13 protein-coding genes are annotated in these 16,289 nt (G+C 46.2%); all 13 read left to right on the plus strand.

Annotated elements, in window-relative coordinates:
• The first annotated feature begins 48 nt into the window (after positions 1 to 48).
• The 13 genes from ACQ661_RS07505 (at position 49) to ACQ661_RS07565 (ending at position 16,182) form a co-directional block, all read left to right on the plus strand.
• On the plus strand, positions 49 to 1,674 hold the full coding sequence (locus ACQ661_RS07505; protein WP_431668065.1) for a hypothetical protein: 1,626 nt from the start codon (positions 49 to 51) through the stop codon (positions 1,672 to 1,674).
• A complete protein-coding gene (locus ACQ661_RS07510) occupies positions 1,667 to 2,893 on the plus strand; it encodes an ATP-binding protein (RefSeq protein WP_431668066.1) in 1,227 nt (408 codons plus the stop codon). Before ACQ661_RS07505 ends, ACQ661_RS07510 begins: the two co-directional genes overlap by 8 nt.
• Positions 2,890 to 4,038, plus strand: coding sequence for a vWA domain-containing protein (locus ACQ661_RS07515; protein WP_431668067.1), 1,149 nt, complete (start codon positions 2,890 to 2,892; stop codon positions 4,036 to 4,038). Before ACQ661_RS07510 ends, ACQ661_RS07515 begins: the two co-directional genes overlap by 4 nt.
• Before the next feature lie 98 nt (positions 4,039 to 4,136).
• Complete coding sequence (locus ACQ661_RS07520) at positions 4,137 to 5,393, plus strand: hypothetical protein (protein ID WP_431668068.1); 1,257 nt, start codon at positions 4,137 to 4,139, stop codon at positions 5,391 to 5,393.
• Complete coding sequence (locus ACQ661_RS07525) at positions 5,386 to 5,898, plus strand: hypothetical protein (RefSeq protein WP_431668069.1); 513 nt, start codon at positions 5,386 to 5,388, stop codon at positions 5,896 to 5,898. Before ACQ661_RS07520 ends, ACQ661_RS07525 begins: the two co-directional genes overlap by 8 nt.
• Before the next feature lie 114 nt (positions 5,899 to 6,012).
• Positions 6,013 to 6,462, plus strand: coding sequence for a hypothetical protein (locus tag ACQ661_RS07530; RefSeq protein ID WP_431668070.1), 450 nt, complete (start codon positions 6,013 to 6,015; stop codon positions 6,460 to 6,462).
• Complete coding sequence (locus tag ACQ661_RS07535; protein ID WP_431668071.1) at positions 6,455 to 7,000, plus strand: opioid growth factor receptor-related protein; 546 nt, start codon at positions 6,455 to 6,457, stop codon at positions 6,998 to 7,000. The genes ACQ661_RS07530 and ACQ661_RS07535 overlap by 8 nt, the downstream gene beginning before the upstream one ends.
• A gap of 196 nt (positions 7,001 to 7,196) precedes the next feature.
• Positions 7,197 to 7,547, plus strand: a complete 351-nt coding sequence (locus ACQ661_RS07540; RefSeq protein WP_431668079.1) for a DNA-processing protein DprA — start codon at positions 7,197 to 7,199, stop codon at positions 7,545 to 7,547.
• 14 nt (positions 7,548 to 7,561) lie between these two features.
• Positions 7,562 to 8,953: a hypothetical protein gene (locus tag ACQ661_RS07545; RefSeq protein WP_431668072.1), complete on the plus strand. Its 1,392-nt coding sequence runs from the start codon at positions 7,562 to 7,564 to the stop codon at positions 8,951 to 8,953.
• Positions 8,940 to 10,886: a hypothetical protein gene (locus tag ACQ661_RS07550; RefSeq protein ID WP_431668073.1), complete on the plus strand. Its 1,947-nt coding sequence runs from the start codon at positions 8,940 to 8,942 to the stop codon at positions 10,884 to 10,886. Before ACQ661_RS07545 ends, ACQ661_RS07550 begins: the two co-directional genes overlap by 14 nt.
• Positions 10,886 to 14,677, plus strand: coding sequence for a DEAD/DEAH box helicase (locus tag ACQ661_RS07555; protein WP_431668074.1), 3,792 nt, complete (start codon positions 10,886 to 10,888; stop codon positions 14,675 to 14,677). Before ACQ661_RS07550 ends, ACQ661_RS07555 begins: the two co-directional genes overlap by 1 nt.
• Complete coding sequence (locus ACQ661_RS07560; RefSeq protein ID WP_431668075.1) at positions 14,674 to 14,979, plus strand: hypothetical protein; 306 nt, start codon at positions 14,674 to 14,676, stop codon at positions 14,977 to 14,979. Before ACQ661_RS07555 ends, ACQ661_RS07560 begins: the two co-directional genes overlap by 4 nt.
• 921 nt (positions 14,980 to 15,900) lie before the next feature.
• Positions 15,901 to 16,182, plus strand: coding sequence for a hypothetical protein (locus tag ACQ661_RS07565; protein WP_417669236.1), 282 nt, complete (start codon positions 15,901 to 15,903; stop codon positions 16,180 to 16,182).
• Positions 16,183 to 16,289: the final 107 nt, after the last annotated feature.

Raw genomic sequence — 16,289 nt, forward strand, 5'->3', positions numbered from 1 at the left:
GTTGTCACCCGCGGTAGGCATACTTGAGCTCAAGCTAAGGAGCCCTGTATGCAAGATCGTACCTCTGGAAATTTTCTTCATCAGCAAGTCACGCCCGTTATTGATTTAACAGACCCGCAAGCGGTGTGGACTGATTTGATTAAATGCGAACAAACGCACACCATTAATTTACGTCAGTCTGCGTCACAGAAGCATCATATTAGCCTGCGTGGTATGCCGTTGTTACAGCGTATTACTAACCCTGCGCAGGTGCCACTGGTGCTGCACCTTGATCTCCATGCAAAAAAACAAACAGCCGCTGGTAGCATCCATATCGAAGGGCCAATAAACCACGTTGACTTAAGCTGGCAGGGCGGGGACTATTTGCATCAACGAAGCCTAAAAACTGATTATAAGCAGCTGTTGGTAGTGCCGTTTACGGTGTTAGATAACCCCAACGTCGCCGCACAACTGCAACAGTTGTGCGAGCGAAGCCTGGTGATCATTTATCAGGCTAACAGTCGGGCCAGCAGCTACGCCAGCACTTATGAACACCCACCACGAACCGAGCTTACCCTCGATTTTCGGGGCGACATTGTGCTGCATGGCTTAAGCGATATCACCGCACTACACCTCAAGCACAACAATTTCGTGCAAGCCATCAATTGCCAAAAGCTCATGTACGTGAACGGCATTGCTGAGCAGGTGCGGTTAAACAACTGCGGCGAAAACCAGCTGGTATTCACCGGCATCCAGTACCTCATCGATCTCACTGATTGCTGCATCCACCGCTTAACCATTGAAAACGCCGAACTGTTGGGCGTGCGGGGGAAAAGTTATCTCGACCGAGCAGATATTCCTACCCATACCAAAATGACCACCATGAGTATGATCAATGGTGACGTGTTTCCGCGCATTAATGAAGGCACGCTGCAACAATTGCTCACGCAGTTTGAGAAGGCTCCAGCGCAGCAACGCGATCAGGCCATACGCCAGCTGTTGGGCACGGTGGGCAACGCCGCGCACAGCAAAGCACAATTGTACGGTATCCGCCTGTTAGCAGATTTGGCCAAACGTGAGCCGCAGTATCACTCACAAATATTGCAAGCACGCGACGACATGTTGAAAACCGCAAGCAACAACATGCCGTCGCAACATACCCACCGTGAATGGCGCTTTCCCGCCGACCTTGAACTAGAGGGCTGGCAAGCCGACGTGCAACTGTGGTGCGAACTAACCAAAACACATCCGAAAGAAGTCGATAAATATTACCGACATCATTTACTGCGGTTCGCCCACAAGCCGCGGGTGTACTACGCGTTGGTTACTGTGTTGCTGCAAAACCAGCAGTATCAGCGCTTGGTGTTGGTGCTGCGCAACATCGACGCCGAGCAACGGTTTAACCGAGTTCGGCGCATGGCGCTGAACTCTGAGGTGGTGATGAAAGCCATGCGGCGCTTGGTGTTGAGTATTGATAGATGGCCTAGCAGCCTTGCCCGTACGGTGATATCGCACCTGTTTAAACGCTGCGATGCGAGCGATTTACCGCTCCTTGGCAACAAGCTGTTAAGCCAAGCGCCGCAGCTAACACGGAAGATAGCGCTGCAAATGGCAAGCCAGCGCCCGGAATGCCGCACCACCTTTATGGCACTGGCTTTGGGCACCACACCGACACAGGAGCTCTCAAATGTCTAACATGTACAGCTGTAATCCCGATGACGTGAAAGCTATTATCCATGCACAGTTGCAACTTATCCAAAGCGACCCAGCACAAGCACAAGCCCTCGCGCCGCTGATGCTGTGGGGCGCCCCTGGGGTAGGAAAAAGCACTATAGTGCGCGAGATCTGCCAGCAGCACGGCATCCAGTTCATCGATATTCGTTTAGCCCAGCGCGAACCTGTTGATTTACGCGGTTTACCCGTACCCAATGGCGACCACGTTGACTGGCTGCTGGCGGGCGAGTGGCCACGCGACCCCAACAGTCGTGGCATTATTCTGTTTGACGAGCTAAGTGCTGCCGACCGCACACTACAAGCCGCCGCGTACGAAATCATCCTTGACCGTAGGTTAGGTGACTTATACAGCCTGCCGCCCGGTTGGCTCGTTATGGGCGCCGGTAACGGCATGGACGACCGAGCGGTGTCTTACAGCTTCTCAAGCGCTTTGGCGAATCGCTTTTGCCACCTTGAGTTACAACCCAACGCCGAACAATGGTGTTTATGGGCGCGCGAGCAGGGCTTACATAGCGCCGTGATCGCCTTCTTAAAATACGCCCCACAGCACTTTTTCATGCTCGATGAAAATAGCGAGCGTGGCTGGCCCAGCCCGCGCTCATGGGAACGGGTGGCGCGCCTGCTGAGCAGCAGCACAGGCCTCAACCGTCATCAACTGCGGATTATGGTCAACGGCCTCATCGGGCCCGCTGCCGCCGTGCCATTTTTTGGCTTTTGGGAGCTGGAAGACGAGCTGCCGAATGTCAACGACATGCTCCTGGGTAAGATTCCGGTCAGCGTGCCCAAACGCAGCGATGCCACCTATTTATTCTGTGCCGCCATAACAGAACAGCTATGGCGTGGCGATAAATCACAACGTGCGCAGCGGCTGAATGTATTTTTTGAGATTAGCTTACGGCTGAACTCCGACTTTGCCACCATGCTCATGCTGGACGCCATGCGCGATACCAGTCGCAACGCGGCTATTGCTAACCGCAACGCCAGCCTATTCGGTGAAACCATGGGCAATACCGACACCATTCACCCGCAGCGCTCGGCCTGGCTTATTGAGCACCCAGCGTATGAGCAATGGACCGCCAAACACGGGCAAAGCTTTGCCAATGCACTTGCGCAGGGCGATCTTATGCCGACAGCTAACGCCAGCAACAATGCCAGCAACAATGCTGAGGCGGCCCTATGAGCGCCCCCGCGTATGACAACGACAGTCAAGACCTGCAGCGCCAACGCGAGCTGGTACAAACGCTGGAAAACGACCGTAGCTTGTTGTTGCTCACCCAGCCCTTTACCGCCGCACTCGCTATGCGCCTGAAAATTGTCGCCGTGGGCGGAACACTTAGCGAAAGCCAGCGCATTCCAACTGCTGCCACCGATGGTAAGGCCATTTACTTCAACGTCGATTTTGCCGACCGCATTGACGCCAAAACGCGCCGCTTTGTGCTCTGCCACGAAGTATGGCACTGCGTGATGGGGCACTTAAGCCGGCGGCTATACCGCCAGCCCATGCGCTGGAATATCGCTATTGATTACGAAGTTAACGCCATTTGTCACGAACTGCTGGGCTATCATCCAGAGGGATGCTTGATCGCTAAAACCAAACACGGCTTCGAGCGCAATGAAAGTGCCGAAGAAATTTACGAGCGCATACAAGTTACCGAACAAGCCGCCAGCCAAGTGCTCGATACGCACCTAGAAATGAGCGATATCACCGCCACCGAATGGCAAGAATTCACCCAGCAGCTAATGGCCAGCGGCAGGGGCATTGGCAAGTTACCCGGGCATTTAACCCAACGTATCAAAGGCATTGTCACACCACCCATGCCCTGGCAACAGCTGTTGCGGCGTTATATTCAGCGTCAATTACGCGGCGAACGGCAATGGTTTCCGCCTTCACGCCGGCACATTCACCGCGGGTTGTATTTACCTCGGCAACGCAGCGAACACATTGATCTGACCTTGGCGTTGGACACATCGGGTAGCTGCATTCCTTATCTTGGCCAATTCTTAGAGCAATTGCGGCACTTGCTAGGGAGTTTCGCCTCATATCAAGTGACTATATTGCAATGTGACAGCAAAATTCAGGATATTCGCCAAGTAAGCCCCGATCGGCCGCTAACCATCAGTGATTATCAGGTGAGGGGTTTTGGCGGCACGGCTTTTCATGAAGTGTTTGACTATGTTCGCAGCAATCCAACCCAAGCCCTCGTATTCTTTACCGACGGCCACGTGGATTTACCATCACAGCCGCCATCACAACCGGTACTTTGGGTGATTGCTCCGCAGGGCCGTAAGCGCATGCCTTGGGGAGAAGTAGCGCTGATGAAATAATAATTAAATTTTCAACGTCAATGCTACAAAACATTAAAGTTAGTGAATCTATGTGTTAGATTCGTATCAAGGGAAAATAACCACAAAAAGGAAATATCATGTCCATGTTCAATTCAATTGATTTTGCCGATCCGAAAACTCGAACCCAACTGTTTATTTTTGTTGCTGTGGTGATGATTATTTCGTGGATCACACTCATTGACCAGTTTGCCGTTGATTACGTAAATGATGCGTTAGCGCAAGCGACTATCGCCTTTGCGTCGGCTCGGCTTGCCAATGCAATTGTCGCCACACTGCAATCGTTTTCATTCGAGTTTTACAGCATGCAGTTGGCATTTGGTGAGGCATTGTCGCCACTACATGACATGATTGAAGAATTCTCAGACGTAATGAAAGCGGCTATAGTCTCGCTGCTACTGCAAAAATTGCTAGTAGAAATTGTCTCAGATTTCACATTTAATACTTTGCTTTCAGTGTCAGCTGTCACCTTTACTGTAAGCTTGTTTTTCAAAAAGGTGCGCTACCAGTTAATCGCTTTTAAGGTTTTTCTAACCTTAGCCGCACTGCGTTATCTGGTTGTCTTTGTCGTGGTTTTAAACGGTACTGTGGCCATGTTGTTTCTCGATGAAACTATCGAAAAGCAAACAGTGATAGTGAGTTCTGTTGAGGATAGTGTGCGCTCAATTGAAAAATCGACCCCACAAATTAGCCGTGAACTAAAGCAAGAATTAGAAGCAGAAATTAGTCAGCTCGATCAGCAGCTTGAGCAATTGCAACAACGCCAAAGCCAACTTGAGTTGGAATTACGAGACAGTCTCCGCACTTTGAACGAACATAAAGAAAAGCGGGCACAAATTCTTGAAAGTATGCCAACCACTGAGCGGTATAACCCGTTGGCTAAAAATCCAGAATTAGACAACCTCAAAATATTAATCAGTGCGCTTGAAAATATTATTGAAGATGGCGAAGACGAACTCGACGACAACAAAGAACAGCAACAAGATATTGTTGAAGCTAAAATGACCTTTGAAGCTGAATTACGTGGCGAACCAACAGGCTTTCTGGATTCTATTTCTAAATCGATTTCTAATTTAGGCGACAAGATTAGTGGTTTTCGCGATGCCTTTAAATATGAAAAGATCAAAGATCTTATGACCGATGCGATTGACGCAATGCTAAAAGCTATCGTGCCGTTTATTTTGAAAGCTATATTACTGCCGCTGCTGTTTTTATTCCTGTTTAGCCGTATTTTCAAAACCATTTGGAATATAAACATTAATGTACTGGATCCGTTAAACCAGAATAAAAAGACTGACGAGAAGCCAGAGCAAAAGACGGAGCCAAGCAATGCCTGAGCAACTCAGTTTTGAATTCGGATGGTGGGTACTTGTACCCATCATCTTTTTTTATGCACTCGGGATTTGGATGGGCAACACCCAGCGATTAACCGTGTACCGCAATTACACCGACGTTATGATCGTCGGCTTGCTGGTAATATTACCCACCGCCGTTTTAGGCTTTATTCTGTTGGTAGCCCATGGCGAAACATCAGCCGAAAGCGACATGAGTTATACCTTTTGGCTGTTGATGGGCTTAGCCGCAGTTCTAACCGTGGTACTGCTGATTATTGTCGTGCGTACCTGGCGTGATAATCCCAACCCACTAAAAATGCTGTTAGCGCTTTATGTGAAAATACCCACAGGCATTTTGTTCTTCTTCAATTTTGTCGGAATATTTAAAGGCGCAAACAGAAAGTCACGGCGCAATTCCACCATGTGGACACTGATTATGACCCCGTTGTTATATGGACTGGTCGTAGATAAATCTGGCATGAGTAAATTACGCGCGCGACGTCGCTAAAGTGTTTAACGAATACCTTTAAAACTAATTCACCAAGTGCGACACAAACCGTCATCCCTAGGATTCACAATGGCATTCGTGGAGAAAAATTATAAGTGGAAAAGGGGATGACAAATGAACAAGCCAATATCAACGTGCCAACTGGTGCACTTATTAACACGCATACAGAGTACGCCCTACATCAACTGGATGTCGATGTGGGGTCGGCAAAAACAGTTTGATGAATTGCATGCCGAGCTGGATCGGCGTGGTTACAGCGGCCCACGGCCAAGCCGACAACTAAAACGCTTACGGGTGGAAGATATCAACCTAGCGTTGTTCAACACCGACCCCATGCATACCTGCTGCGTTGAGAACGACTGCAAAGATGAATACATGCACATTGCCGCACATGCGTTCAAACTTGCACAGCAAGGCTTTGCCATGGAGGCCGCGCTCTATCAGGCATTGAGCAGCAGTTTTGACGAAGACATGGTGCGTGGCGAACACATCGAAAACGTCATCGCCTTATTGGTTGGCATGCCGGTGGCTGCGGTTGAACTGGCGGGTGGTACACATGCCTGATACAGCTAGCACCAACCAGCAACGCCTCGAACAGTTGAAGGCTTTTTATACTGCAGGCGCAGCGAATGATCGTGGTTATACGCTGTTCGATTTATGGAGCAAGCCCGACAGCTGGCTGGAGCGCAGCCATATGTTTATTCAGTGGATGTTTCCGTTAACCACCGCCAGCGCAGGCAATATGTATGCACCGGTATTAGATGACCCGACCATCAATTTTTTGCGCAACAACGCCCGTGCCCAAGACCATCTCGTACGCAGCTTTGTCCGTTTTTGTGCGCTGTTAGGCCTTAAGGTGATCAACACCGAGCAGGGCCCGCAATTAACCATCGGCGATAATTTTGCGGAGCGCAAAACGGATTGGTTTACCTTTGACTCGCACAACAATGCACGCATTACGCGCGTGCTAACGAGTTTAAAGCTACTCGGTCGAGAAGATTTAGCTAAGCTTATGTATGAGGGCCTGCTCAAACTGATGGCGGATGAACCCGGCTGTGGGATAGGGGAGTATGCTGTGGGGCGCTGGAGGGAGGCCAAATGAAGGGAGTTGATACTATGGAAAGACGAACTCAAGCTATCTTACTTATTTCGTCATTAATTAACTCGCAGGAAGCAAAATACGTGAAGCCGCTTACTGTGAATGAATATGGCTATTTCGCATGTTGGTTGGCAATGAATGGGTTTTCTGAGGAAGATTTGTTAAGTTCTTCTTCAATTATAAGGCCGCTTCTAACCCGATTTGGCAGCAAGGTTTGCAATCAAACAAATTGGCGCTTATAACTCCCCAGTATCCAGAGTCTGGTTTTTCAACTGCAAACGCGATGATTAGAAACAAATACATCTATGCCATGTCGTGCGCTGCCGTTGTGGTTTGCTCAGGCGAAAAAGGCGGAACCTGGCAGGGGGCACAGCAGAATCTTAAGCATGGTTGGGCTCCTCTTTTTGTTTCAAAGCACGAAGAGCCGCTGCAATTAGGTAATTCAAAATTACTGGCTTACAATTCGAAGAACAAATTACAAGCAACGCCCATTAACGCAGAGAATTTTAGTGAATTATTAATGAGTAAGATCTCGATCCAACTCATTTAGACAAGGAAACGTCCGTGAATTTTAAATTAGCAGACATCATTACAGATACGAACAAAGACATAGCTTCGTCACTTTATATTGACCCACTTGGCATGCTGGTTATTTGGTCGAGTTATGGAGAGGCGATATTTGAAAAGCGTGTGAATTCGATTTCGAATGATGTTCGCAATTTTACGGTTAATTTAATGCACCATGGGGTAGTTCAGTCTCTAATTGCCGACAGTTCATTTGTTATTCCAGAACATCTCAAAAATTTTGTCGGTGATAAAACGAGTTCCCGCTTTGCCCAAACCTGCTTGCTTCATTTAGAAAATATCTATGTGTTTTCGATGCTTACCGCAAAGGAAAAGAATGTCGATACATCGGGAATACTCGGTAGTAATAATGGTCGTAAAATCTTAGATGCGGAAGACGAAAACCCCAAACTTGTTTTTACCACCAACAGAGAGGGCCAAATTCTGGTGCGTCAATTGGGCTTAGGTGTTAGCGGGCGTTATCGCACACCGTTTTTAGAGCTTGGCTATTTTGATAAGTATTACCACTATAACCATGACGATGTTTCAAAACAGCGTTGGGATGACTATGGACAACTGCTCGCAAAAGAATCGCTTTTACAATCGTACTTTGATGCTGCTGTATCGCACATTAAGCGGTTAATAAAAAATACTGAAAGCTCAAAATTACCACCTGAAATTCAGTTCAAGAATATATCTGAAGGATTAAAGCAAACTTGCAGGTCAGCCTTTTTGTCTTCGAAAGAAGTTGGAAAAATCACGCGTGATTATTGGCTTAACGTAACGGGCCTAGATCACGGTTCCGCTGGAGCCTTATTAAAGGTTTTAAAGCTGAACTCAGAAAAGGAAAAAGTAGTTCCTATCGAACCAGAAAACATAATTGCAGATGCGTTGGATTTAACTGATGGTGAAGCGCGACAAAAACTTGAACATGTCATGCAAGTTGAGCCCTTTCTAACCCGTATAAATTTGTTGTTTACGCTCATTTGCCGCCAAAATTCTCAAACGATGCGAGATATCGAGAGTGAGTGGCTGAAGTATGGCGGGACCAACGCAACATTGGCAGACCTGTATAAGAATATTTCTTATTCAGCCAAACAGGTTTTAACAGGTTCTGCACGACACCGATTCGAAAAATTATCAGGTGTCGCTCAATGTGACACCTTGCAGCAGCAAATAGCAGAGCTAATCAGCTACCACAAATCCGTAATGCACACGCGAGGGCAGCAACCTTGGGTAGAATTGCGAAATGGCATAACCAAATTACATGCACGACCACTAAGCCCTCCTGATTCTGCCAAAGAACTCAAATGGGTAAATTCCTATTACTTGCACCAATTTAATAACTTAATACGCGGCTATTTTGGAGGAAACGACCATGCAAATGATTGATTCATTCAAACAAGCGATTAAGCAAGTTGGGAAGGTTGAAAAGGTATGGCTTACAAGCTTTACAATTGATATTGAGTTTATTGAAACCTATTTGCTGCCCATTATTGTGGATGACGCGAATAATAAACCGCGAACGCATATGGATTACGAGCGGTTACAACAGCTTTATGTTGAAGCAGGCATTGATGTTCGTGTTTTCTGCGATAAGCGATTCTTGGAAGGTGAGGCCAGTAGCCGTTTAAAGCGCACGTCAATTCCGGTGCATGGCGTATTGCCGAGTCTCGGCGCTCCCAAAAACAAACGGTTTACAGAAGATAGCTTATTTCACCCCAAGGTTATTTATATTCAAGGCGAAGAAGGTGCTGTGCTTGGCGCTGGCAGCGCTAATTTAACTGTTTCAGGTTGGGGTCGGAATAGGGAAGTTTTTAAGTTTGTTGCGGTTAATTCAAAGAAATTATCCACATCGATATATGAGTTTTTTAAAGGCACTTTTAAAAGCGCAAACGTTAAAGATTTTGACAGGAAACGGTTACCGAATTTAGGCAACTCCGAAACTGAAGAAGTTGAGTTTCATCATAGTTTTTCAGATACGAATTTTATCAATCGCATGATCACGGCCGACTCCCGCGAACTTACCGTGTGGTCACCCTATTTTTCTAAAAGCATTTCAAGCTTTATCGATAAGATAGAAAGCATCACAAATAACCGTGAAATCACGTATCGAATTGTGCCTGATCTTGTCAACGGTAAAACCATTCGCTCCGCCGCCGATGAAAGTTTGAAGCAACACCTGCAGTCTCAAAAAATAACTTTTCACAAGCGCCCAGAAGCAATCGAAGCTGATGAATTTGCGATGGTGCATGCGAAAATCTGGGCCACAGAAAAGGATATTGCAATAGGTTCATGGAATTTCACGCAGCCAGGCTGTAATTTGATATCCGGAAATTCTAGCCGGTCTTCCAACGATGGTGGCAATTCAATTAACGTAGAAGCGGGGTTAATTTTCTCCGCTGCAGAGGCTCCATGTCTTTATGGTGAGATGATTGATAAGCCGCAATTTAGCGACCGTTCTGAACTTGAGCGTGAAAAGCTAGAAGTACCATCACTGCCACCTTTTAACGTACAAGTCACGCTCGATTGGCAGCAGTTATCGTATCAACTTAACGTGAGCAATTTGCTTTGCGCCGACGAATTAAAGCAATACACACTAACATTACCCGGCGTAAAATCGCCTGTAGCAATTGAACCTGCCGAAAGTGGACAAACCTTAAAGGTCAATGACGAACAGGCACTTATCAATAATCGCCGCTTTTTCATTAAGAAAGGTGATGAAATTGAAAGTTCAGGATTTATTATTGAAACGAATAAAGATTATCGACGCAGCCAGAAGTTTGAGGATTTAACTAACCTTATTGATGCTGCAGCCTTAAGCATGGACCATGAAAACAGTCAGAGACTGGTCTATCGATTCAGCGCTAGCCCAGATGACAATTCAGAATCATGGGAAGATAAGCAAATTGAAGTTAATCGAGAATCACCGACAGCAAGTTATTTTAAACTCTTTTTAGCGTGTCAAAACTTCAGCAAGCGGCTAGAGGAAATCGCTCAAACTCCCAAGTCGGCTCGTAAGAAAGAGCGGCAACTCAAAAAATTCGATCAAATTTTATTATCCATGCCTGGCTGCCTCCTTGAATGGGTTGAGAAAGCTAACGAGCAACAAGACGACTCCGTTTATTCTTGGTTTATAGCCGAAGAAGTGAAGCAACTTGTGCAGCTAGCCCAGCAATATAGAGCTCAGTTAGCAAACGATAATTTTGATTGGTCTCGCTTCAATATAAATCAACAAAAACCGTCACAACTTTCGCCGGAACTTATTTCATGGATACGCACAGAGGGAAATTACACTGGTGCAATCGAGAAGGAAACTCGCTAATGGAATGGGAAATTATAACGCCAGAATTGGTCAGCGAAGCCATTAACTTCAACGCGACAAAGGACGAGAAGTGGCAATACGAGAGCGCTAAGCGTGATTCGATGGCGGCAAAACAAACCGAGGGTGTGGCGTATTTATGGAACCTGCTCAGTAAGCATAATATTGCGCTATTGGCCGACGAAGTTGGCACCGGGAAAACCTTTCAAGCGCTTGCTGTAGCTGCATTATTATGGAAACAAAAGCCACATGCTCGTGTATTGGTGGTCGCGCCAAATACAACGTTATGTACCCAGTGGCGCAATGAATACGAAACCTTTGTACGCAAGCTCTATAAACAAATTGATCATAAAGTAAAAAGCTGCGTAAACGACAAACCTGTACAGGGAATGGAAATAGCTAAAAGTTTAGATGAGCTAGCTGCGGTGGTGCAGCGAGCCACAGCGCACATGTATTTTGTGACTATTCACGCTTTTAGCCATTTGTCGAAAAAAGAAGCAGAAAACAAAACACAATGTGCCGCGGAACAAGCTCGAAAAATTCATGAGAAAATTAAAAAAGCGCCATTTTGCGAAGAGGGTTTTGACCTAGTTATCGTTGATGAGGCGCATTACTTACGCAATAAAAATGGCGGATCACAGCGCACGGCTGCGGCACAAGCGTTTTTCCAAAATGGTCACTCGCAGTTGGCACAGAAAGTCTTGTTATTAACGGCCACCCCAAACCACACCAACAAAACCGATATCGCCAATATTCTTAGTTACTTTGTGACTTCAGATTATTTACCGTTTAATAACGCGACAAACGATGCGCAGAAATTAATGCAAACTTTTGGCTTGCGGCGGTTACGGGTTTTGTCAGTTGGAGAGGGCGATGAAACCCAAAACTTTGACAAGTACGAGTACCGAGATGAACAAGCGCTGCCAGCGACATTTGCGAATAACCCAAAAGCTGAAGCTTTTTTTGCAATTTATCAAAAACGACTGGTTAGCGAGCTTGAGCATAGTAAAGAAAAGCGGCATTTAACTTATGGATATCTCGAAGGCTTTGAATCATTTGGCCGTGATATTGAAAAACTTGATGCTGACAACCAACAAGCTAAATCTCCGAGCGTCGATTCGCCGGCAACTGGCGAAATCAATGAAGAGGCAGAAGAGGCTAACGGTGAAGAAAACGGCGAACAAAGCAAAGAAGCTTTTTCACGCGCTTTAGACACGGAGCTATTGCATAGCTTAACGGCAAGCTACAGAGAAAAGTTTAAGACGTTTCCACAACACCCGAAATACCGAGCCTTAGTTTATAAGTGTGTGCCAAGTGCCGAGGCACTAACAAATACGCCAAGTATTGAAGACCTAAAACATCTGATTTTTGTGCGTCGTATTCCGTCGCTGCGAGAACTAACGCAACGTATGAACGAGCGCTATGATGCTGAATTAGCGACGTTGATGTTCCATGGTTGGGCTAAAGACGCGGTCAATAAATTAGCTAGTTCAAACTATAAGCGAGATGTTTTTGCTGAGATTATTAAACAGGCCGGCGCAGTCGATACCACTGAATATTCAAATGACGTTGACCCCGAAAACGAAGGCGACCAAGAAGCCAACAAAGGCAACGAATCCTTAGCGTCCGCCGTCGCACAACTGTTTGTCGTAAAACGTGATTTACGTTCGCAATCTGATGCTGCCAATGTGAAACTTCGGTTTGTCAAGAACGAAAGCATCTATTCGCTGTTTTTCGAACCCGCAGTTGATTACAAACAAGCGGGCTACTTTTACCATTACCGCAGCGAAGACACCAACAAACGCGCGCTTTATAAAAGCGCAGCACAAGATGCGCGCTACAAACAAACCAATGATTCTGATTTGCTCTCGGAAATTGCGGTGAGCAAGCAACAGAATCACTCAGAAGCCCATTTTAATGCAGAGCTGACAACCTGTTGGGGGTTAGTTTACGCCGAGCTGACAGACGCTGAGAGAAAACAATTAGCAACATGGCAAGATAAGACGCCTAAAATAGTCGAGAACTTTAGCAACTACATTCGCGCTGGCTTTTTATATGCAAGCCCCGTATTTATTGAAGTTTATGCATGGTTCAAGACGTATCAAAAGCAAGAACTGAACAATCATCTAAGCGCAGAAAACAGTTATCAAAGTTTTTGCGAATTCGTAAAGCCCAAGTTGCCCAACTCACTGTTGCTTAAATACTTTAAAGCTGCGTTAAATACCTTTGAAATGCTTTGCGAAAAAATTGTCGGACATAAATTAGACGACTGGAAGCGCGAGTGGACTCAGCTAAAAAGCCAAACAAATCCCGTTTGGTTTGTTAGTGGTGACACGGCCGCTAGCACCCGCGAAAGCTTAAAGCTTGGCTTTAATAGCGCATTTTACCCGCATGTTTTAATTGCAACGTCGGTATTCAAAGAGGGCGTGAATTTACATTTGAATTGCCATCAGGTGCACCATTACGGCTTAGCCGGTTCAGCGGGTGATAACGAGCAGCGCGTAGGGCGAGTTGACCGCATGTATGGCTCGTTAAATCGGCGTTTGGGCACAGGCGACGGCACGTTAAAGATACTTTACCCCTATCTAGCAGCCTCAATTGACGAAGACCAAGTAGCATCATTTATTCGACGTAAGCGCGACGTTGAAAATCAGCTCGACAAATGTTTGCAGGACCAAGCCGATGACGTGGTTCATCAAGAAGAAACGGCAAGTTGGCAGCACTTGCTGCACAAGCCCGTTAGAAAGAGCGTGCATGCGTCGGAACCTCATGATGCTGTTGACCCATATCCGGCGACGTTTGATGGCCTATTGCGCGATAGCGCCGTGAGTGAACAACAAACAGAATACACCTCCTACACACGCCATGATATTACGAGCCAATTAAAGAGCTTATTAATAAATGCAAGCGCTGCAAACTTACAAGCAACCGACGAAAAATCTGAGTGGCTATTTAAGTTAGAGCGACAATTACCGACCACTCCTGGAACTACAGCAACGCGATACCAACCCATATTCGTGAAGCTTGATTTCTCGGCAGCGTTTTCTGCCGTGGTGCCAGATACAGCCTATATTGTGCGGCTGGCATCACCTATTGCGAGTAAAGACACACTGCAGCAGGTTGTTAATAAAAACTGGCATAAAGTAGTAACCGAACTTACCCAGCACTACCCGTTGGTGCGGGCCGTGTTAAACAACGAAGCGCAGAATAGCCATTTTTATTTGAGCGCAGTATGTGAGCTACCGTTGTTTGCGAATGACCGCAAGCTTGGCTTGTTGTCACAGGCGGAAATAACGCTTTGTCTGCAGCAGCTTGAAGCCTTTGCCGATGCGCTTGAACATGCGCTATTTGATGGACAGCAGGATTTGCGCATGATGGATGTTCAAACGGGGACGAGCGTGCGTGGAAGAGGTGAGACTGGCATTTACAATCGAAACGCTGATTCTAGCGAGGCCGAGTGGCGAAAGTATTCTTTGGCAAGCGGCGACGTTGAAATTATTCAAACTGTGGTTGATCTCGAGACCTTGAAAGGAATGCTAGGTAAGCATAAACCCGCAATGGCTCACATCGCGATGCATTGCAATTCGCTGTTTCCGTTTATCAATTTTGTGGCTGGTGATACCGCCGGCGATACTGGAAAAGTGACGGCGCAGATTGCGTTTCCTAGTGTTGATTTTGATGGGGAAGAGCGTGGGATTTTGAAGGCTTGGTTTACCAGTTTAAACACGAGGCAAGCTAGAAGCTGTATAGATAATGTTCAATCTATTGATGTGACGCCGATGAAAGCGCTATGACAAACTCAATTACAGCTTTAGACATCGCAAAATATTATGAAAAAGAACAGCAACAAATACATAATTTTTTGATGAAATACGGGATACATGTAGGCCACGAGAAAGACACTTTTCATGCTATTTCAGCAGATGATGGTACCTATTCATTAAGGCCTTATCCTGAATTTAATGTTTCTATATTTCGAGGACAGTCAGAGAGTTACCCGTCATGTATTCCGTCATTAGCTCGGCGTTTAGATTCAATTGAACGCTTAGTAGCCGTTGCATATGCCCGACATGGCGAAAAGCCGGAGCAGTTATAAGTAGAATATCCCGTTAAACTATAACGAAGGAATTTTCTATGCTCAAATCACGATACACAGACAGTCATCTCAATCGTAATCTGCTGCGAAATTTCGTCAATAAGTTCGCGTGCTGCTGTTGTGTTATGGCTAAAGTATCGTGAATTTTGCGGGGGAATTAAAGCGTTGGGTTTGTGGTGTTTTTTGTATTGTGCATAGAAGGTTAGCGAGAGACGACGAGTTGCCGTCCCTCAATAACGCTTACAACCTGCTTAATTACAGGTTTACGTGCTAATTCTTACAACCGTTTTTGTCACAAGTTATTTTGTCGCGGGTACTTGACCAATGCGAAGGATTTTTATTGGTATCTACACCGCAACCAGTCATGCCACCTTTTTGCCCTTTGTGAACTACGCTAGGTCCGCTTGGCGGAGTATGTCGAACTGCCATCATCGTTGTCCTCTTTTGTGGTTTACAAAGTTAATGGGTTGAGTATAGTTCATATTTTGAGCAGCAACGGGCGGTGATTGGGAATCGTCGAGGCTGCTAAGAGCGAACAGCGGACCTTTTGACTTTCAGGTTACTGCAACTAGTGACTAGCCGTCGCGTTATTAGTAAGTGATGGTGTCGCCAGCGATGTACGGCACATTAACTTCGGCGATATTGCGTGTTTTGTTATTGTGTTGTGTATTTAAGTCGTTTACTGTCAATGATATAACAAAAATAAAGGTTGGATATTGTGCGCTCGGTAGAGCGTAACTGAGCATGCTCAATTTGCCTTTGCTAACTCGGATTCTTTCAAGTTAGGAATGCCTGCTTGCTCAGTAAGTTAAGAGCTGAAAACCATCAATTGGACGAGTTGCTAAACGCGCACGCACAATATACAAATGTTATGTTTTCAGCTGATTATGCAGCAATAAAATCGAATTTAAGGAAAAGAGAATGAAATTATTCAAGCTCGCACTGTTGACGATGCTCTTGGCTGCATGTGCTAGCACAGGAGTGGTTCCTTTAGATGAGGGGAAGTATATGATTGCTCAGCGAAGTGCGCAGGTGGGTTTTGGTCCTCCTGATGGTGTTAAAGCAGAGGTTTACAAAGAGGCAAACGAATTTTGTGCTAAGCAAGGTAAAACGGTAAAAACCGAAAAGCTAGAGGTAACAAATTCAGGTTTTGCAAAACCGGGCAACGTTTCTCTCGAATTTAGTTGCGAGAAAAAAACATAACAAATTGCTCCACCTGACACATACTGCTACGCTCGCTTTTGTGTGTGTCGCTGGCGCTCCAGTATCACACAAAAACGCTCTCCGCAGCATGTGCAGGTGAGCAAGGC

The sequence above is a fragment of the Pseudidiomarina sp. WS423 genome, assembly GCF_050750165.1.
Taxonomy (GTDB): Bacteria; Pseudomonadota; Gammaproteobacteria; order Enterobacterales; family Alteromonadaceae; genus Pseudidiomarina; species Pseudidiomarina fusca.